This window comes from Micromonospora sp. NPDC047074 (genome assembly GCF_040643815.1).
Lineage (GTDB): Bacteria > Actinomycetota > Actinomycetes > Mycobacteriales > Micromonosporaceae > Micromonospora.
Window position 1 is genome coordinate 303016 of record NZ_JBEYVB010000002.1, and the last position, 19272, is coordinate 322287.

General features: G+C 73.3%; 15 protein-coding genes. 8 read left to right on the plus strand and 7 right to left on the minus strand.

Annotated features, from left to right (window positions below; genetic code table 11):
- Window positions 1-312: 312 nt before the first annotated feature.
- From ABZ809_RS05115 to ABZ809_RS05135, 5 genes are all read right to left on the minus strand, one after another.
- Window positions 313-1497 (minus strand): osmoprotectant NAGGN system M42 family peptidase, encoded by a 1185-nt coding sequence (locus ABZ809_RS05115; RefSeq protein WP_357561099.1) that lies wholly within the window; start codon window positions 1495-1497, stop codon window positions 313-315.
- On the minus strand, window positions 1494-3308 hold the full coding sequence (gene ngg / locus ABZ809_RS05120; protein ID WP_357561100.1) for an N-acetylglutaminylglutamine synthetase: 1815 nt from the start codon (window positions 3306-3308) through the stop codon (window positions 1494-1496). Before ngg ends, ABZ809_RS05115 begins: the two co-directional genes overlap by 4 nt.
- A gap of 2 nt (window positions 3309-3310) precedes the next feature.
- Window positions 3311-5095: an N-acetylglutaminylglutamine amidotransferase gene (locus tag ABZ809_RS05125; RefSeq protein ID WP_357561101.1), complete on the minus strand. Its 1785-nt coding sequence runs from the start codon at window positions 5093-5095 to the stop codon at window positions 3311-3313.
- A 202-nt stretch (window positions 5096-5297) separates the two neighbouring features.
- On the minus strand, window positions 5298-5960 hold the full coding sequence (gene msrA / locus ABZ809_RS05130; protein WP_357561102.1) for a peptide-methionine (S)-S-oxide reductase MsrA: 663 nt from the start codon (window positions 5958-5960) through the stop codon (window positions 5298-5300).
- Window positions 5961-6373: 413 nt separating this feature from the next.
- On the minus strand, window positions 6374-6784 hold the full coding sequence (locus ABZ809_RS05135; RefSeq protein ID WP_357561103.1) for an HIT family protein: 411 nt from the start codon (window positions 6782-6784) through the stop codon (window positions 6374-6376).
- Window positions 6785-6849: 65 nt separating this feature from the next.
- Here ABZ809_RS05135 and ABZ809_RS05140 point away from each other — a divergent pair, with 65 nt between their 5' ends.
- From ABZ809_RS05140 to ilvA, 3 genes are read left to right on the plus strand one after another with little or no spacing between them, the layout of a single operon-like run.
- Window positions 6850-7992: a cystathionine gamma-synthase gene (locus ABZ809_RS05140; RefSeq protein WP_357561104.1), complete on the plus strand. Its 1143-nt coding sequence runs from the start codon at window positions 6850-6852 to the stop codon at window positions 7990-7992.
- A 15-nt stretch (window positions 7993-8007) separates the two neighbouring features.
- Window positions 8008-9405: an amidase family protein gene (locus ABZ809_RS05145; protein ID WP_357561105.1), complete on the plus strand. Its 1398-nt coding sequence runs from the start codon at window positions 8008-8010 to the stop codon at window positions 9403-9405.
- A gap of 24 nt (window positions 9406-9429) precedes the next feature.
- On the plus strand, window positions 9430-10650 hold the full coding sequence (gene ilvA, locus ABZ809_RS05150) for a threonine ammonia-lyase (RefSeq protein WP_357561106.1): 1221 nt from the start codon (window positions 9430-9432) through the stop codon (window positions 10648-10650).
- 52 nt (window positions 10651-10702) lie between these two features.
- Here the strand turns inward: ilvA and greA are convergent, their stop codons facing one another.
- Together greA and ABZ809_RS05160 are read right to left on the minus strand one after the other, a co-directional pair.
- Window positions 10703-11200, minus strand: a complete 498-nt coding sequence (gene greA, locus ABZ809_RS05155) for a transcription elongation factor GreA (RefSeq protein ID WP_357561107.1) — start codon at window positions 11198-11200, stop codon at window positions 10703-10705.
- Window positions 11201-11354: 154 nt separating this feature from the next.
- Window positions 11355-11789, minus strand: coding sequence for a DUF4307 domain-containing protein (locus ABZ809_RS05160; protein ID WP_357561108.1), 435 nt, complete (start codon window positions 11787-11789; stop codon window positions 11355-11357).
- Window positions 11790-11978: 189 nt separating this feature from the next.
- On the opposite strand from ABZ809_RS05160, the gene mca reads away from it, so the two are divergent.
- From mca to ABZ809_RS05185, 5 genes are all read left to right on the plus strand, one after another.
- Window positions 11979-12860, plus strand: coding sequence for a mycothiol conjugate amidase Mca (gene mca, locus ABZ809_RS05165; RefSeq protein WP_357561109.1), 882 nt, complete (start codon window positions 11979-11981; stop codon window positions 12858-12860).
- Between the two features lie 48 nt (window positions 12861-12908).
- Entirely contained in the window at window positions 12909-13202 is a 294-nt protein-coding gene (locus ABZ809_RS05170) for a hypothetical protein (protein WP_357561110.1), read from the plus strand.
- A 248-nt stretch (window positions 13203-13450) separates the two neighbouring features.
- Window positions 13451-15913, plus strand: coding sequence for a bifunctional diguanylate cyclase/phosphodiesterase (locus ABZ809_RS05175; RefSeq protein ID WP_357561457.1), 2463 nt, complete (start codon window positions 13451-13453; stop codon window positions 15911-15913).
- 40 nt (window positions 15914-15953) lie between these two features.
- Window positions 15954-17999 (plus strand): thioredoxin domain-containing protein, encoded by a 2046-nt coding sequence (locus tag ABZ809_RS05180; protein ID WP_357561111.1) that lies wholly within the window; start codon window positions 15954-15956, stop codon window positions 17997-17999.
- A 68-nt stretch (window positions 18000-18067) separates the two neighbouring features.
- Window positions 18068-19249: a 5-(carboxyamino)imidazole ribonucleotide synthase gene (locus tag ABZ809_RS05185; RefSeq protein ID WP_357561112.1), complete on the plus strand. Its 1182-nt coding sequence runs from the start codon at window positions 18068-18070 to the stop codon at window positions 19247-19249.
- The last annotated feature ends 23 nt before the right edge of the window (window positions 19250-19272 follow it).

The following is a 19272-nucleotide window of genomic DNA, read 5'->3' on the forward strand; positions in this document are numbered from 1 at the left end:
AAAGGGTCGACCCCCGGGGCTTCCGCGCTGACGCACGGGCCGGCTGGACTTTGGCCGGCACCCCGGGGGTCGGGTGGCTGTCGTGGTTTCGCCGCACCGCTGCCACACGGTCTCGACGATGGTGCCTGTGCCCGCCTCACGGCGGACGGTTTTCACTGTCGAGGACAGCGGCTAGCGGACAGCCACCTCACGAGTCCGATTGCTATACAAGTCTGGACCACCTCCTTTCCCGTGTACGGCCACGCTATCCATAGGCCGTGGTCCCCGGCAACGGATTTCGATCACACGCCCGGGCGGGAACACTCCCCGGCGTCAGGAGGTCTCCACGATGCCGATGGGGCCGTCCCGGGGCCCCTCCTCGCTGGCCGGCTGCACCGCCAGCGACGGGAAGTCGGCCAGGTCGCCCTCCGGCTCGGCGTCCCACTCGGGGAAGACCAGGTCGCTCTGGAGGTAGAGGCAGAGCAACCGGGTGAGCTGGAGCAGGCCGTCGAGGTGGGTGCGTTCGTGCCCGTGGGTGGCGTCCACCCCGAAGCCGAGCAGCGCCACCCGGGCGTGCGCCCCGGCCTCCACGGCCGCCGCCACGTCCGAGCGGTAGTAGTCGAAGACGTCACGGACCAGGCGTACGTCGTGCGTGGCGGCGATCGAGGCCAGGTTGCGCGTCAGGTGGTAGTCGAACGGCCCGACCCCGTCGCCCATCGCCAGGGTGGCCGCGTCCTCGCGGGACTGCTGGCCGGGGGCGACCACCGCCGCGTCCACCGACACGATCTCCGCCACGTCGGGATCGAGACCGTGCGAGGCGCCGTGCCCGATCTCCTCGGTCACGGTGACCAGCAGGTGCGCGGTGACCGCCGGGCGGGCACCGGCGTCGACCATCGCCTTGAACGCGGTCAGCACCGCCGCCACGCCCGCCTTGTCGTCCAGGTGCCGGGACTTCACGTACCCGGAGGGGGTGATCGTCGGGTTCGGCAGGAACGCGACGAAGTCCCCGGCGTCGATGCCGAGCGCGCGCAGGCCCGCGATGTCGTCGACCGGCTCGTCGACCCGGACCTCGACCTGTTCCCAGCCGACCCCCTGGAGGTCGACGCCCTCGTTGTAGCGGTGCCCGCTGGCCTTCAGGGGGAGCACCTGCCCGGTGACCACCCGGTCCAGGTCGTCGGTGAAGATCCGCACGTGGGCGCCCTCGGCGAACCGGGCACTGTGCGTGCCGATCGGCTTCAGCTCCAGCCGGCCGTTCTCCTTGAGCCGCTTGACCATGCCGCCGATGGTGTCGGTGTGCACCACGATCGCCCGGTCGGCTCCCGTGGCGCGGGGGCCGGGCAGGAAGGCGCTCAGCGCGCCGCGCCGGGTCAGCGTGGAGGCGATGCCGAGCGCGGAGAGCCGCTCGCCGACGTACTGCTGCACGTGGTCCGTACGCCCCGACGGGCTCGGGATCTCCAGCAACTCCAGCAGCACCTGGCGCAGGTAGTCCAGGTCGATCTCCAGAGGCGTCGGGCTCACGCGGCACCTCCCGGGCCGGCCGGGGTCCACAGCCGCCGGGGCGCGCGGGTACCCGGGAAGAGGAGATCCACGAAGCGTTCGGCGGTCGGCTGCGGCTCGTGGTTGGCCAGGCCGGGCCGCTCGTTGGCCTCGATGAAGACGTGCTCGGGCCGGTCCGGGGCGTCGACCAGCAGGTCCAGCCCGGTGACCGGGATGTCCAGGGCGCGGCTGGCGGCCACGCACGCCTCGGCGATCGCCGGGTGCAGTTCCCGGGTCACGTCGTGGATGGTGCCGCCGGTGTGCAGGTTGGCGGTCCTGCGTACGGCCAGCACCTGCCCCTCGGACAGCACGTCGTGCGGCTCGTGGCCCGCCTCGGCGAGCACGTCGCGGGTCATGTCGTCGAGCGGGATCCGGGACTCGCCCCCGGTGGCGGCGGCCCGCCGGCGGCTCTGCCGCTCGATCAGCTCGGCGACGTCGTGCACCCCGTCGCCGGTGATCGAGGCGGGGCGCCGGATCGCGGCGGCCACCACCTCGTGGTCGATGACGATGACCCGCAGGTCCTCGCCGGTGCGCATCTCCTCGATCAGCACGTCGGGGCAGAACCGGGCGGCCAGCTCGACGGCGGCGGCCAGCGCCTCGGGGTTCCGGACGCCCACCGTGATGCCGTTGCCCTGCTCGCCCCGGGCCGGCTTCACCACCGCCCGGCCGACCTCGGTGAGGAAGGCGACGTCGCCCTCGTCTCCGGTGGCGGTCCGGCCGCGCGGCACCGACAGCCCCGCCTCGGCGAGGATCCGGCGGGTGACCCGCTTGTCGTCGCAGCGGCTCATCGCCACCGCCGAGGTCAGCTCCGACAGCGACTCGCGGGTCAGCACGGCCCGCCCGCCGTTGCTCAGCCGCAGCTCACCCCAGGCCGGGTCGGTGACCTCCACCCGGATGCCGCGCCGCATCGCCTCGTCGGCGACGATCCTCGCGTACGGGTTGAGCCGGTCGTACCCCTCGGGCGTGGCGGGCAGGAAGAGCCGCTCGTTGATCGGGTTCTTCCGCTTCACGCAGAGGGTCGACCGCCGGTAGAAGCCGAGCCGCTCGTAGAGCCGGATCGCCCCGGTGTTCTCGGCGAGCACGGACAGGTCCACGTACGCCCGGCCCCGCTCGACCAGCCGCGCGGCAAGCGCGGTGATCAGCGCCTGGCCGGTGCCCGGCGGCGCGGTGTTGAAGTCGACGGTGAGGCACCACAGGCTGGCCCCGCCCTCCGGGTCGGCGAAGACCGCGACGTGGTCGACGCCGGTGATCGTGCCGACGATCTCGCCGGTGACGTCCTCGGCGACGAGATGCAGGAACCGGTCGGTGGCCGCGTTGGCGACGAGCACGTCGACCGGGGCGGTGACCATGCCGTTGCGGGCGTAGATCCGGTTCACCGCGTCCGCGTCGTCGGCGTCGGCCAGCGGGCGGATGGTCAGCCCCGGGACCTCGTCGTCGGCCACCGGCCGGTCGCCGTCGAGCGGCAGCCGGTAGGTCAGCGACGGGTCGATGAACAACTCGTCCGGCAGCCGGGACACCAGCACGTGCGGGTCGCGCAGGTAGATGCAGATGTCCCGGGAGCCGGCGGCCTCGGAGCGCAGCACGGCGGCGACGGCGGCCTGGTCGGCGAAGGTCTGCCCGAAGACGAGCCGGCCCCAGCCGCAGTCCAGCACCACGTCGGTGTCGCCCTCGCGGGCGGGGGCCTCCGTCGGCTCCGGCGCCATCGGGTCGCCGCCGGGGCCGACCCGCTCCCGTCGCCGGCCGCCACGGAGCCGGTCGGACCGGGCCGCGCCGGTCGCCAGGGTGTCGTTCACGGTCAGTCGATTCCGTGGCTCTGGAGCCACATTTCCAGGAGTCCGAGTTGCCACAGCTTGTTTCCGTTCAACGGGGTCAGTTCGGCGTTCGGGTCCGCGAGCAGGGCGTCGACGTAGTCGGCGCGGAACAGGTCGCGGCGGCGGGCCTCGGGCGCGGAGAGCGCGTCGCGTACCCGGTCGAGGAGCTTGCCCTCCAAATGGGTGAGGCCCGGCACCGGGAAGTAGCCCTTCGGCCGGTCGATGACCTCGTGCGGCAGCACCCGGCGGCCGATCTCCTTGAGCACCCCCTTGCCGCCCTGGGCCAGCTTGAGCTCCGGCGGGCAGCTCGCGGCCAACTCGACGAACTCGTGGTCGAGGAACGGCACCCGGGCCTCCAGCCCGTGCGCCATCGTCATGTTGTCCACCCGCTTGACCGGGTCGTCGGTCAGCATGACCTGGGTGTCGATCCGCAGGCCGGCGTCGACCGCCGTCTGGGCGCCGGCCCGGCCCAGGTGCGCGGCCACGAACTCCCGCGCCGGGTCGCCGTCGGGCAGCCAGGCCGGGTTCAGCACCCGGGCCAGCCCGGCCGCGTCCCGGTCGAAGAACGCCTCGGCGTACGTGTCGAGCGCCTGGTCCCGGCCGACCTTCGCCAGCGGCGGGTACCAGTGGTAGCCGCCGAGGATCTCGTCCGCGCCCTGACCGGACTGGACCACCTTGACGTGCTGCGACACCACCTCGCTGAGCAGGTAGAACGCCACGCAGTCGTGACTGACCATCGGCTCGGACATCGCGGCGACGGCGGCCTCCAGCGGCGGCACCAGGTCGGCGGCGGCCACCCGGATCTGGTGGTGGTCGGTGTCGAACGTCTTCGCGACCAGGTCGGAGTAGCGGAACTCGTCGCCCTCCCGGCCGCCGACCGCGTCGAAGCCGATGGAGAAGGTGGAGAGCCCGCGCTGGCCCTCGCCGGCCAGCAGGGCGACCACCAGGCTGGAGTCCAGCCCGCCGGAGAGCAGCACGCCCACCGGCACGTCGGCGACCATCCGCCGGCGTACGGCGGTGGTCAGCGACTCCAGCAGGGCGTCCTGCCAGTCCCGCTCGGACCAGCCGGCCCGCTCGGCGGCGCGGGTGAAGGACGGGTCCCAGTAGACCCGCTCGGAGACGCGGCCGTCCGGCTCGTAGACCCGTACGGTCGCCGGGGGCAGTTTGGCGACCCCGCGCAGGATGGTGCGCGGCGGCGGCACGATGCTGTGGAAGCTCAGGTAGTGCGCGAGCGCGACCGGGTCGATGGCGGTGTCGACGCCGCCCCCGGCCAGCAGCGCGGGCAGGGTGCTGGCGAACCGCACCACCCCGGGCGCCTCGGCCACGTAGAGCGGCTTGATGCCGAGCCGGTCCCGGGCCAGCACCAGCCGGCCGGTGTCCCGCTCGCTGATCGCCACGGCGAACATGCCGACCAGGTGGTCGACGAAGTCGAGCCCCCACTGCGCGTACGCCTTGAGCACGACCTCGCCGTCCCCGGCGGAGAAGAACCGGTGGCCGGCGGCCTGGAGTTCCGCGCGCAGCTCGCGGTAGTTGTAGATGCAGCCGTTGAAGACGCCGGTCAACCCGGTGCCGGCGTCGACAAGCGGTTGTCCGCTCGCGGCCGAGAGGTCGATGATTTTCAGCCGCCGGTGTCCGAGGGCCGTCGGGCCCTGGGCCCAGACCCCGCTGTCGTCGGGCCCCCGGTCGCTCATCGTGGCCGCCATGCGCTCCACCGCCGACACGTCGGCGCGCGAGCCGTCACGGCGGAACTCTCCCGCAAGTCCGCACATGCGAGGCAATGCTGCCAGAGGCCGGCGGAGTTCGCCCGTTGAGATGATGTCAGCGGGTGCGGGATCTTGCTATGATGCTCGGCTCGGTCCGGCCGGCGTGTGGAGACAGCGCCGTTTGCGGCCGGCGTCGGCCCGGTGCCCGAATCGGAACCGGGTCCGCGGTGTGACAAACACCGCAGACCCGATCACGACCGTCGCCCGCTCAGCCGGACGTGCGGGCGATGCCCACCGGGCAGCTCAGCCCGTTCGGGCCGTGGTTGCAGTACCCGTTCGGGTTCTTCGTGGGCGCCAAGTACTGCTGGTGATGGTCCTCGGCGAAGTAGTAGTCGCCGAGCCGGTCGATCTCCGTGGTGATCTCGCCCTTGCCGGCGCGCGCCACGATCGGCGCGAAGGCGTCCCGCGACGCCCGCGCGGTGGCGAGCTGCTCGTCGGTGGTGGCGTAGATCGTCGACCGGTACTGGGTGCCCACGTCGTTGCCCTGGCGCATGCCCTGGGTCGGGTCGTGGTTCTCCCAGAAGACCTTCAGCAGGTCCTCGTAGCTGATCGTGGTGGGGTCGTAGACCACCTGGACCACCTCGGCGTGCCCCGTCATGCCCGAGCACACCTCCTCGTACGTCGGGTTCGGCGTGCTGCCGCCCGCGTAGCCGGCGGACGTGGTGAGCACGCCCGGCAGGGTCCAGAACAGCCGCTCGGCGCCCCAGAAGCAGCCCATGCCGAACACGGCCACCTGCGAGCCGTCCGGAAACGGGCCCTTCAGCGGGCTGCCCAGCACCTCGTGCCGGTCGGCGATCGGCATCGCGATCGGGCGACCCGGCAGGGCCTGGTCGGGGGTGGGTAGCTCGGCCTTCATACGGCGCAGGAACACGGTGGGACTCCTCTCGTACTTTCCCCAGCGTGCAACACCGCCGGACCCACCTTCCTTACCCGCTCCGCCCGCACTCAGGCGGCTCCGGCTTCCCGGCGGAACGCGAAGGAACACCTGGCCGTGCTGCCGCTACGGTCGGTGACCCCCCTGCCGGGCCGCGGAGGGTCGCCCGCAGCCCCTTTGCTCTGCAGCCATATCCGCACCAGTTGCTGTTAGTGACGGTCGACGTCGGTGTGAATGAGGTCGCTCCTGGCGCCGGCGCAGGTCAACATGGTGGTGCGGATGTGGCTGCAGAGCAAAGGGCGGGCCAGGCATGTCCGGAGCCGCCGCGGCAGCATCACGGAGCGTCGCGAAGCGTCAGCATTACTCTCCGTGCTTGACGGTGCGGGCGCGGACACGCTGCGGGGGCCGCGTCAGAGGGCTGCGGCGATCCGGGCGGCGTAGGTCCCGGCCTCGGCGTCGTCGGCGTAGCGGGTGCGGGGCCAGAAGAAGCCGCGCAGCCCGTCGCCCCTGGTCCGGGGCACCACGTGGGTGTGCAGGTGCGCGACGGACTGGGACACCTTGTTGTTCATCGCCACGAACGTCCCGCCGGCCCCCAGACCGGTCTCCACCGCGATCGCGAGCCGGCGCACGAGACCGAAGTAGCCGGCCAGCGACTCCGGCGGCAGGTCGGTCAGGGTGACCAGGTGGGTACGCGGGACGACCAGCACGTGCCCCTTGAAGACCGGCCGGGTGTCCAGGAACGCGACCCCGGCCGCCTCGTCCACCACCCGGAACGCCGTCGTCGCGCCCTCGATGATGTCGCAGAACACGCACCCGCCCATCCGGTCAGGCTAGAGCCCGTCCCCGCCCGGCGCGTCGCACCGGTCCGCGGACTAACGTCTCGGTAATGAGTCACGGCTTCGACACGCTCGCCATCCACGCCGGCCAGGATCCCGAGGCCCGCACCGGCGCGGTGATTCCACCGATCTACCAGACCAGCACCTACGCGCAGGACGCCGTCGGCGCGCCCCGGCTGGGCTACGAGTACAGCCGCTCCGGCAACCCGACCCGCGACGCGCTCCAGGAGTGCCTCGCCGCGCTGGAGGGCGGCCGGGTCGGTCTCGCCTTCGCCAGCGGCCTCGCCGCCGAGGACGCCGTGCTGCGTACCGTCTGCAAGCCGGGTGACCACGTGGTGATCCCGGACGACGCGTACGGGGGCACGTACCGGCTCTTCGCCCGGGTCGCCCAGCGCTGGGGGTTGGACTTCACCCCGGCGAAGGTCTCCGACCCGGACGCGGTCCGGGCCGCCGTCGAGCCGGGCCGGACCCGCATCGTCTGGGTGGAGACGCCCACCAACCCGCTGCTCGGCATCGCCGACATCGCCGCGCTCGCCGGCATCGCGCACGACGCGGGCGCCCTGCTGGTCGTCGACAACACCTTCGCCTCGCCGTACCTCCAGCAGCCGATCGCGTTCGGCGCGGACGTGGTGGTGCACTCCACCACCAAGTACGTCGGCGGCCACTCCGACGTGGTCGGTGGCGCGCTGGTCACGGCCGACGCCGGGCTGGGCGAGGAACTGCGCTACCACCAGAACGCGATGGGCGCGGTCAACGGTCCCTTCGACGCGTGGCTGACCCTGCGCGGCATCAAGACCCTGGGCGTACGCATGGACCGGCACTGCGACAACGCCGAGCGGATCGCGGCCTACCTGGACGGGCACGCCAAGGTCGGTCAGGTCATCTACCCGGGGTTGGCCGCGCACCCGGGCCACGAGGTGGCCGCCAAGCAGATGCGCCGGTTCGGCGGGATGATCTCGTTCCGGGCGGCCGGCGGCGAGGAACACGCCGTCGAGATCTGCAACAGGGCCAAGCTCTTCGTGCTCGCCGAGTCGCTCGGCGGCGTGGAATCCCTGATCGAGCACCCGGGCCGGATGACACACGCAAGTGCTGCCGGCTCGCCGCTTGAAGTTCCCGGCGATCTCGTGCGACTGTCTGTCGGCATCGAGACGGTCGACGATCTGCTCGCCGATCTGGAGCAGGCACTGGGCTGACCGCTGCTGAGGAGGGTGGCCGTGCAGGACATCATGCCGACCTGGGTGGGGGCGACCGCCAAGCAGATCGCCCGGGGCGTACGCCGGGGCGATGTCACGGCCACCCAGGTCGTCGCCGACCACCTCGACCACATCGCCAAGGTCGACGCCGACCTCGCCGCGTTCCGCACGGTACGCGGCGGGGAGGCAATCACCGAGGCGGAGAAGGTCGACGAGCAGGAGGACCTGGCCAACCTGCCCCTGGCCGGGGTGCCGGTGGCGGTCAAGGAGAACACCCCCGTCGCTGGGCTGCCCACGTGGAACGGGTCGGCCGCCGTGCGTACCCCGGTGGCCGAGGCCGACCACGAGGTGGTCCGCCGGTTGCGCGGCGCCGGCGCGGTGATCCTCGGGGTCACCCGGATGCCCGAACTCGGCCTCTGGGGCATCACCGACGACGAGACCGCCGTCACCCGCAACCCCTGGGACACCGGGCGTACCCCCGGCGGCTCCTCCGGGGGAGCCGCCGCCGCGGTCGCCGCCGGCCTGGTGCCGATCGCCCACGGCAACGACGGCCTGGGCTCGATCCGCATCCCGGCGGCATGCTGCGGCCTGGTCGGCCTCAAGCCGGGCCGGGGGGTGGTCCCGTGCCAGCTCGGCGCGGAGGACTGGTTCGGGCTCACCGAGCACGGCATGCTCACCAGCACGGTCGCCGACGCGGCCGTCGGCTTCTCGGTGCTGGCCGGCCGCCGCCCGGAGAAGCTGGTGCCGCCGCAGCGGCTGCGGGTGGGCGTCTCGCTCCGCTCGCCGGTGCGGGGCGTGCACCCCGACGGGCCCAACCGGGACGCGGTCGCCGCCGCCGGCCGGCTGCTCGCCGGCGCCGGCCACGACACCGTGCCGGCCGACCCCGTCTACCCGACGGCGCTGGGCCTCCAGGGCATCGCCACGTGGCTCGCCGCGGCGGCCGCCGACGTCCGCGCCGCCGGGCTGGACCGGCGTGGTCTCCAGCGGCGCAGCCGCCGGCACGTCGCCCTCGGCGAGTGGGCGCAGCGACGCGGGTACGTCCGGGAGGCCGACCGGGCCGCCTGGCGGGAGCGCTCGATCGGCTTCTTCGCCGACCACTCGGTCGACCTGCTGCTCACCCCGGCCCTGGCCACCGTACCGCCGGAGGCCACGGGCTGGTCCGGCCGGTCCTGGCGGGCCAACATGCTGGCCAGCATCCGGTACGCCCCGTTCGCCGCCCCATGGAACATCGCCGGCCTGCCCGCGCTGGTGGTGCCGGTCGGCCGCCGCCCGGACGGGCTGCCGGTCGCCGTGCAGCTCGTCGGTCCGCCCGGCTCCGAGCTGCTGTTGCTCGCCGTGGCCGGCCAGTTCGAGATGCTGGCCCCCTGGCCGCGCCACGCCCCCAGCTACCCCCGCACCCCCGCCACCGTCTGATTTCCCAGGTGGCACGATCTGGGCATGACGGAACTGGTCGGCCTCGCCGACGTACGGGCCGCGCGGGAGCTGCTCACCGGCGTCGTCCGGACCACCCCGCTGGAGCCCTGCCGGCCGCTCAGCGCGGCGCTCGGCGGGCCGACGTGGCTCAAGTGCGAGAACCTGCAACGCGCCGGCTCGTACAAGGTGCGTGGTGCGTACGTGCGGATCTCCCGGTTGTCGAAGGCGCAGCGGGCTGACGGCGTGGTCGCGGCGAGCGCCGGCAACCACGCCCAGGGCGTGGCGCTCGCCGCCGGTCTCGTCGGCACGCACGCCACGGTCTTCATGCCGGTGAACGCGCCGCTGCCGAAGGTGGCCGCCACCAAGGGGTACGGCGCGCAGATCGAGCTGGTCGGCAACACCGTGGACGAGTCCCTGGTCGCGGCGCAGACCTTCGCCGAGCGGACGGGGGCGACGCTGATCCACCCGTTCGACCACCGGGACGTCATCGCCGGCCAGGGCACGGTGGCCCTGGAGATCCTCGAACAGTGTCCCGATGTCAGGACGATCATCACCGGGGTGGGCGGCGGCGGGCTGGTGTCCGGCATGGCGGTGGCGGCCAGGGCGCTGCGGCCCGACGTGCGGATCATCGGCGTGCAGGCCGCCGGCGCGGCGGCGTTCCCGCCCTCGCTGGCGGCCGGCGAGCCGGTACGCCTACCGGCGTTCGGCACCATCGCGGACGGCATCGCCGTCGGCCGGCCCGGTGAACTCACCTTCACCCACGTCCGCGAGCTGGTGGACGAGATCGTCACGGTCTCCGAGGAGGACATCTCCCGCGCGCTGCTGATGCTGCTGGAGCGGGGCAAGCAGGTGGTCGAGCCGGCCGGTGCGGTCGGGGTGGCCGCGCTGCTGGCGGGCGTCGTCGACGTGGAGGCGCCGGTCGTGGCCGTGCTCTCCGGCGGCAACATCGACCCGCTGCTGATGCTCAGGGTGATCGAGCACGGCCTCGCCGCCGCCGGGCGTTACCTGCGGGTGACCGTGCGCTGCTCGGACCGCCCGGGTCAGCTCGCGTCGCTGCTGGGCGAGATCGCCGGGCACCGGGCGAACGTGGTGGACGTGGAGCACCAACGGGCCAACCCGCACCTGCGCCTGGGCGAGGTGGAGGTCGCGCTGTCGGTGGAGACCCGCGGCGTCGAGCACTCCGACACGCTGATCAGCGCGTTGCGGGCCAGCGGCTACCAGGTGGTCTTCGCCGGCGAGGCGTGACACCGGGTGGTGTCACGCCTCGCCGGGACGCTGGTCGTGCTCGCTGTCGTGCTCAGCCGGAGAACGGCTCGAAGCTGACGACGGTCACCTTGATGTCGGCGCCGCTGGGCGCCGTGTAGGTGCAGGTCTGGCCGGCCCGGCCGCCCAGGATCGCCTTGCCCAGCGCGGACTCCGGGCTGTAGACCGTCAGGTCGGTGGTCGACGCGATCTCCCGGGAGCCGAGCAGGAAGGTCTCGGTGTCGTTCTTGTCGTCGTCGAAGTAGATCGTCACGACCATGCCGGGCGACACCGCGTCGGCGTCGGGCGCCGCGCCCACCTTGGCGGTGCGGAGCAGCTCCTTGAGGTAGAGGATGCGGCCCTCGGCCTTGCCCTGCTCCTCGCGGGCGGCGTGGTAGCCGCCGTTCTCCCGCAGGTCGCCTTCCTCTCGCCGGGCGTTGATCTCGGCGGCGATGACCGGCCGGTTGGCGATCAATTCGTCGAGCTCGCCCTGGAGCCGGTCGAACGCGTCCTGGGACAGCCAGGTGGCGGGCGCCTCGTTGCCAGTGGACACAGGCGTTCTCCTCAGTTGTGCGTGCTGGCTGACTGGTGAAACTCCAAGTTACCAGTGCGGTACGACACAGGGTGTGGACGATCACCGGCGGAGCCGCTACCGCGGAGCCGTCCGGAAGATCGGTGCCGGCGCGTCCGGCCCGCGTCGTGGCTGCTCAGGCCGGGGGCCGGCAGCGCAGCACCTCGCCGATGAAGGGCCGGGCGCTGGTTACCAGGCGGTGCTGTGCCGTCACCTGCCGCTGGCCGGGCCCGGCGGTCACCGTCACCTCTTCCCGGGCCACCTCCGCGCCGTCGCGGTCGCGGGCGCGCAACAGGCAGACGGCGGAGCCGCCCTTCGGCACGGTCACCTGGAAGTCGACAAGCACCTGGCTGTCGGTGATCCCGGTGTAGGTGATCACCTCGGCGTCGTAGTTCGGGTCGCCGTACTGCCGGTAGAGCCGCGTCGCGACCAGGGTCATGACCGCGACCAGAGCGATCACCAGCAGCGCCGTCAGCAGCGGCCGGCGGCCCCGGGGCGCCCGGCGGCGGCCGTACCGGCCCGGCGGGAAGGCCGGGGCGCCCGGTGGAAGTGTGGCGTGCGTCTCGGTCACCGGCGGAAATCTCCTGGCGTCGTTGTCGGCGGCATCGGCAAGAATGGCAGAGTCCCATCCTCGCAGCCCGTCCGTCGTCAAGAATGACAGGTCGGCACCGGCAGGTCCCGGCGCGGGGGAGGATTCCGGCAGGTCAGCCGGGCGGTCCTGCGGGGGTCCGCCGGCCGGCAGAGACGAGGAGTGCCGACGTTGGCAGAGCGACTGCGACTGATGGCCGTCCACGCGCATCCCGACGACGAGTCGAGCAAGGGTGCCGCGACCATGGCGAAGTACGTCGCCGAGGGGGTGGACGTGCTGGTGGTCACCTGCACCGGCGGTGAGCGCGGCAGCGTGCTCAACCCGAAGATGGACCGGCCGGACGTCTGGGCGAGCATCGCCGACATCCGCCGGGCGGAGATGGACGCCGCGCGCGCGATCCTCGGTATCGAGCAGGCGTGGCTCGGCTTCGTCGACTCCGGCCTGCCCGAGGGCGACCCACTGCCGCCGCTGCCCGAGGGTTGCTTCGCCCTCCAGGAGGTGGAGGTGGCCGCCGGCCCGCTGGTGCGGCTGATGCGCCAGTTCCGCCCGCACGTCGTCACCACGTACGACGAGGAGGGCGGCTACCCGCACCCCGACCACATCATGACCCACAAGATCACGATGGCCGCGTTCGAGGCCGCCGGCGTCGCGGAGCGCTACCCGGAGCTGGGTGAGGCGTGGCAGCCGCTCAAGCTCTACTACGACATCGGCTTCTCCAGGGGCAAGATCATGGCGCTGCACGAGGGGATGCTCGCCGCCGGCATGGAGTCGCCCTACGAAGAGTGGATCAAGCGCTGGGAGGGCCGCCCCGACAAGGGCCCTCGGATCACCACCCGGGTGGAGTGCGCCGACTACTTCCCCGTCCGCGACGACGCGCTGCGCGCCCACGCCACCCAGATCGACCCGGACGGCTTCTGGTTCCAGGTGCCGATGGAGATGCAGAGGCGGGCCTGGCCGACTGAGGATTTCGAGCTGGTCCGCTCGCTGGTCGACAGCCCGCTGCCCGAGTCGGACCTCTTCGCCGGGGTGCGCGAGACGGCCCATGCCCGCTGATCCGGCGGGCGGCTACCCTGGTCACCAACCGCACACCGGAGGAACACCATGCTGACCGCCGCACAGGTGCTCGCCCAGAACAACTTCGGGGACACCCGCACGGGTGGCCTGGCCGGGCCGATGGGCCTCTTCCTCATCCTCGTCCTGGCGGCCGCCACCGTCCTGCTGATCCGCAACATGAACTCCCGGCTGCGCCGGCTGCCCGACCGGTTCCCCCAGCAGGACCCGCCGGTCGCCCCCGACCGGGCGGACGCGGCAGTCGTCGATCCGACAGACGGCAAACGCGCGAAGGATTCATCCTCCGCCGCTCCCACCGGTCGCCAGCAGCGCCGCAACGGCTGATCCGTACATGAATCACGTCGAACCCGGCCGTCGCCCCCTGTTGCGGCCACCGGGTTTGGCTTAGCCTCTCGCCGGGGGGACCAAGAGTTCCCGAGCCGTGCGCGGGAGGGGGCGCCGATGACCACCACACCAGCGGCCGCCCGTCGTACCTCCGGTCGGCCCGCACGCGGAGGGGATCGGTGACCTCCGGCAGGGCCGGCGAGTCGCCCGACCGGCGCGAAGCCCGCGGCACTCCCGCGCGGCTGCTCCTGCTCACCGTCGCCGTCGCGCTGACCGCCCTGGTCGCCGCCGCGCTGGGGTGGACCGCGCCGACGCGGCTGCCCGCCGACGACCCGCTCGGCGGGCCGGCCCGGTTCGGCCTCGCCGTCGTCGTGTTCGCCGTCGCCCAACTGGCCCGGATACGGTTCCGCAGCGCCGCCGGAATGGTGAGCATCACCTGGGGCGAGGCGGCGCTGATCATCTGCCTCTACCTGACGCCGGCCGGCTGGCTTCCCTCCGCCACGCTGCTCGGCGCCGGCCTCGCCTGGTCGGCGATGTCGCTGCTCGGTGACCGGCGACCGGCGCTGGAGGTCGTCCGGATCACGGCCTCGCTGACCGCCGCCACCGCCCTGGCCGTCCCCGTCACCACCGCGCTCGGCCAACCGCTGCTGACGGCGCCGACCCCGGCGCTCGCCTTGGCCGTGCTCGCGGGATCGGTCACCTACCTGCTCGTCACCGCCTCGCTCGGCGGCGCCACCCTGGCGCTGCGGCACGGCATCCCCGTCGTGCCGCCGATGCTCGCCGCGCTCCGGGGCAAACTGCTGATGTTCGTCGGGAACGTCGCCGTCGGCCTTGTCGTGGTGGCGCTGCTGGAGTTGGACGCGCACTGGCTGCTGCTGCTTCCGCCGCCGCTCTGGCTCCTCCAGCAGACCTACCGGCACCGGCTCCGCGCCGACCAGGAGCGCCGCACCTGGCGGGCCTTCGCCGACGCCACCGCCGCGCTCAACCAGCTCGACGAGCGGGGCGTCGCCACGGCCGCGGTGACCGGCGCGTTGGCCCTTTTCAACGCCGAGCTCGTCGACGTCGACGTGGCCCGGGGCGACGGCCGCTGGCGGCGCTACCGGGGCGACCCGGGCGGCCAGCTGGTCGACCGGGAGGTCACGCCGCCCGGCCAGGCCGAGCCGGAGGAACACGAGCTGAGACGTACCCTCACCGTGGGCGCCACCCGGGTGGGCGAGCTGCGGGTCAGGTTCCCGCGCTCCGCGCCGCCGAACGCCCAGGAACGCGACGCCGTGGCCGCGTTCGGGGACGCCCTGGCCGCCGCGCTGCACGACGCCGCGACCCACCGGGAACTGCGGCTGGTCGCCGCCCGCTCGTCGTACGAGGCGGTGCACGACCAGCTCACCGGGCTGGTGAACCGTTCGGCCATGCTCGGCAAGGGCGACCAGGCGCTACGCCAGCTCGCCCACGACCACCCGGTGGCGCTGCTGCTGCTCGACATCAACCAGTTCAAAGAGGTCAACGACACGCTCGGGCACGCCGCCGGCGACCAGCTGCTGCGGCTGACCGCCAACCGGCTGGGCGTCCTCGCCCGCTCCGGGGACCTGCTCGCCCGGCTCGGCGGCGACGAGTTCGCGCTGCTGCTGACGTCGGTCCCGGTGCTCGGCGACCGCGCCGCCCCGATGGCGTACGCGCTGCGGCAGGCCCGCGAGATCGCCGAGCGGCTCGCCACGCCGACCGAGGTGGCCGGGGTGCGGATGTCCGTCGAGGTCTCCGTCGGGGTGGTGGTCGCCGACGCCGGCACCGCCGACCTGACGGAGCTGCTGCGCCGGGCCGACATCGCCATGTACCAGGCCAAGGAGGGCGGCGGCAGCGTCGCCGCGTACGACTCCACGCGGGACGCCGCGAGCACCGACCAGTTGGCCCTGCTTGCCGAGCTGCGGGAGGCGCTGAAGACCGACGACCAGCTCGTGCTGGCGTTGCAGCCGGCGGTCGACCTGGCCACCGGTGCCCCGACCGGCGTCGAGGCGCTGATCCGCTGGCGGCACCCGCGCCGGGGCTGGCTGGGACCGCACGACTTCATCCGTCCGGTGGAGAACAGCGAGCAGCTCGGCAGCTTCACCCGCTACGTGCTGGACAAGGCGCTCGCCGTCGCCGCCGGCTGGGTCAGGGACGGGCTCGACGTGCCGATCTCGGTCAACCTCTCGGCGCGCAGCCTGCTCGACCCCCGCCTGCCCGCCGAGATCGCCGACGCGCTGCGGCGGCACCAGGTGCCGCCGGACCGGCTGGTCCTGGAGATCACCGAGACGGTGGTGATGAGCGAGCTGGAGGTCATCGACGAGGTGCTCGCCACGCTGCGGTCGATGGGCGTGCAGCTCGCCGTCGACGACTTCGGCACGGGCTTCTCCTCGCTGACGTTCCTCACCCGGATCGCGGTCGACGAGCTGAAGGTGGACCGGTCCTTCGTGATCCGGATGGCGGATTCCCCGGAGGCGGCGGCGATCGTGCGGACGACCGTCGGCCTCGCCCACGAGCTGGGGCTGAGGGTGGTCGCCGAGGGCGTGGAGACCGCCGAGCAGCGCCTGGCGCTGGCCGAGCTGGGCTGCACGGCCGCCCAGGGCTACCACTTCTTCAAGCCGATGCCGGCCGACAAGATCGGCGCGGTGCTGGGCACCCTGCTCGACGAGGCCCGCCCGAACGTCTTCCCGCTGCGCGCCGACGGCGCCTCCTGACCGCCCGGCGGGTGCGGCACCGGGTGGTTATGGTCGTCGGGTGAACCGACTCGCTGACGCCACGAGCCCGTACCTGCTCCAGCACGCCGACAACCCGGTCGACTGGTGGCCCTGGTGCGACGAGGCGTTCGCCGAGGCGAAACGGCGGGACGTGCCGGTGCTCATCTCGGTCGGCTACGCCGCCTGCCACTGGTGCCACGTCATGGCCCACGAGTCCTTCGAGGACGAGCAGGTCGGCGCCCTGCTGAACGAGGGTTTCGTGGCGATCAAGGTGGACCGTGAGGAGCGTCCCGACGTCGACGCGATCTACATGACCGCCACCCAGGCGATGACCGGGCAGGGCGGGTGGCCGATGACCGTCTTCGCCACTCCGGACGGCACCCCGTTCTTCTGCGGCACCTACTTTCCGAAGCCGAACTTCGTCCGGCTGCTCCAGTCGGTCGGCACCGCCTGGCGGGACCAGCGCGACGCCGTGATCCAGCAGGGCGCCGCCGTGGTCGAGGCGATCGGCGGCGCCCAGGCCGTGGGCGGGCCCACCGCGCCGCTCGACGCCGCCTTGCTCGACGCCGCGGCCGAGCAGCTCGCCAAGGAGTACGACGAGGCGAACGGCGGTTTCGGCGGGGCGCCGAAGTTCCCGCCGCACATGAACCTGCTCTTCCTGCTCCGGCACCACCAGCGCACCGGCTCGCAGCGGAGCCTGGAGATCGCCCGGCACACCTGCGAGGCGATGGCCCGGGGCGGCATCTACGACCAGCTCGCCGGCGGCTTCGCCCGCTACTCCGTCGACGGGCACTGGACCGTGCCGCACTTCGAGAAGATGCTCTACGACAACGCGCTGCTGCTGCGGGCGTACACCCAGCTCTGGCGGCTCACCGGCGATCCGCTGGCCCGCCGGGTCGCGCAGGACACCGCCTGGTTCCTCGCCGACGAGCTGCGTACGCCGCACAGTGGGTTCGCCTCGGCGCTGGACGCCGACACCGAGGGTGTCGAGGGGGCGACCTACGCCTGGACGCCGACCCAGCTCGTCGAGGTGCTGGGGGAGGAGGACGGCCGCTGGGCCGCCGACCTCTTCGCCGTCACCGAGGCCGGCAGCTTCGAACACGGCACCAGCGTGCTGCGACTCGCTTGGGACGTCGACGACGCGGACCCGGCGGTGCGGCAGCGCTGGCAGGACGTCGTCGGCCGGCTGCTGGAGGCGCGCCGGGGACGGCCGCAGCCGGCCCGGGACGACAAGGTGGTGGCCGCCTGGAACGGGCTGGCGATCACCGCGATCGCCGAGTTCAACCGGGTGGCCGACACGTTCGGCCCAGCCGGCCCCGACGAGGAGTCGCAGACGCTGGAGAGCGTCGCCGACGGCACCTACGGGGCGATGCGCGACGCCGCCGAGTACCTGGCGAGCGTGCACGTCGTCGACGGGCGGCTGCGTCGGGTGTCCCGCGACGGGGTGGTCGGCGATCCCGCCGGGGTGCTGGAGGACTACGGCTGCGTCGCCGAGGCGTTCTGCGCGATGCACCAGGTCACCGGCGAGGGGCGCTGGCTGGAGCTGGCCGGCCGGCTGCTCGACGTGGCGCTGGAGCGGTTCGCCGCGCCGGGCGGCGCCTTCTACGACACCGCCGACGACGCCGAGCGGTTGGTGGCCCGCCCCGCCGACCCGACCGACAACGCCACCCCGTCCGGGCGCTCGGCGATCGTCGCCGCGCTGGTGGCGTACTCGGCGTTGACCGGGGAGACCCGCTACCGGGAGGCCGCCGAGGCCGCCCTGTCGACCGTGGCGCCGATCGTCGGCCGGCACGCCCGGTTCACCGGCTACGCGGCCACCGTCGGGGAGGCACTGCTCTCCGGGCCGTACGAGATCGCGGTCGTCACCGACGACCCGACCTTCGACCCGCTGGTCGCGGCGGCGCACCGGCACGCCCCGCCCGGCGCGGTGATCGTGGCGGGCCGCCCCGGCCACCCCGGCGTACCGCTGCTCGCCGAGCGGCCGCTGGTCGACGGGCGGCCCACCGCGTACGTCTGCCGGGGCTTCGTCTGCGAGCGGCCGGTGACGACGGTGGACGACCTGGTCAGCCAGCTCGCCCGGCGCTGAGGCTCACGGTGTGCGATCGGCCATCCGGCGGGGCGGGGGACGGGTCGCCCGGATAGGCTGGCGCCGCTATGGATTCCCGTACCGGTCTGCCCGTTGTCGGCATGGTGGGTGGTGGCCAACTGGCCCGGATGACCCACCAGTCCGCGATCGCCCTCGGCCAGTCGCTGCGCGTGCTCGCGCTGGCCCCCGACGACGGCGCCGCGCTGGTCGCCGCCGACGTCCAGTACGGCGACCACACCGACCTCGCCGCGCTGCGCACCTTCGCCAAGGCCTGCGACGTGGTCACCTTCGACCACGAGCACGTCCCCACCGAGCACATCCGGACACTGGCCGCCGAGGGCGTGAAGCTCTTCCCGCCCGCCGACGCGTTGCTGTACGCGCAGGACAAGCAGGCCATGCGGGAGCGGTTGGGCGGGCTGGGCGCGCCGAACCCGGCTTGGCGGCCCGTCGCCGAGCCCGCCGACGTCGTGGCGTTCGGCGACGAGACCGGCTGGCCGGTGGTGCTGAAGGCGGCCCGCGGCGGATACGACGGCCGGGGCGTCTGGCTGGTCGACGACGCGGCGCAGGCCGCCGAGCTGGTCGCGACGCTGCTGGCCGGCGGTACCCGGCTGATCGTCGAGGAGCGGGTGCCGCTGCGCCGGGAGCTGGCGGTGCAGGTGGCCCGCTCCCCGTTCGGGCAGGTCGCCGCGTACCCGGTGGTGGAGACCGTCCAGCGCGACGGCATCTGCGTCGAGGTGCTCGCCCCCGCGCCCGGCCTGCCGGAGGAGCTGGCGGTCGCCGCCCAGCAGCTCGCCATCGACCTGGCCACCGCCCTCGGCGTGGTCGGCCTGCTCGCGGTGGAGCTGTTCGAGGTCGCCGACCCGGCCGCGCCCGGCGGCAGCCGGATCGTGGTCAACGAGCTGGCGATGCGGCCGCACAACTCGGGGCACTGGACCATCGAGGGCGCCCGGACGTCGCAGTTCGAGCAGCACCTGCGGGCGGTGCTCGACTACCCCATGGGCGACGCCTCGATGACCGCTCCCGTCGTGGTGATGGCGAACGTGCTGGGCGGCGAGCCGGGCGGGATGTCGATCGACGAGCGGCTGCACCACCTCTTCGCGGCGGAGCCGGGCGCCAAGGTGCACCTCTACGGCAAGCAGGTGCGGCCCGGCCGCAAGATCGGGCACGTGACGGTGCTCGGCGACAACCTGGACGAGGTACGGACGCGGGCCGCGCGGGCCGCCCGCTGGCTGAGCGAGGGGCAGGCGTGAGCGCGAGGAGTGAGCTCGCGAGC

What these genes read in the sequence shown, in the direction of transcription:
- ABZ809_RS05125 (WP_357561101.1), bottom strand. Translation starts at nt 5,095, where the DNA reads ATGTGCGGACTTGCGGGAGAGTTCCGCCGTGACGGCTCGCGCGCCGAC.
- ABZ809_RS05135 (WP_357561103.1), bottom strand. Translation starts at nt 6,784, where the DNA reads ATGGGCGGGTGCGTGTTCTGCGACATCATCGAGGGCGCGACGACGGCG.
- ABZ809_RS05140 (WP_357561104.1), top strand. Translation starts at nt 6,850, where the DNA reads ATGAGTCACGGCTTCGACACGCTCGCCATCCACGCCGGCCAGGATCCC.
- ilvA (WP_357561106.1), top strand. Translation starts at nt 9,430, where the DNA reads ATGACGGAACTGGTCGGCCTCGCCGACGTACGGGCCGCGCGGGAGCTG.
- ABZ809_RS05170 (WP_357561110.1), top strand. Translation starts at nt 12,909, where the DNA reads ATGCTGACCGCCGCACAGGTGCTCGCCCAGAACAACTTCGGGGACACC.
- ABZ809_RS05185 (WP_357561112.1), top strand. Translation starts at nt 18,068, where the DNA reads ATGGATTCCCGTACCGGTCTGCCCGTTGTCGGCATGGTGGGTGGTGGC.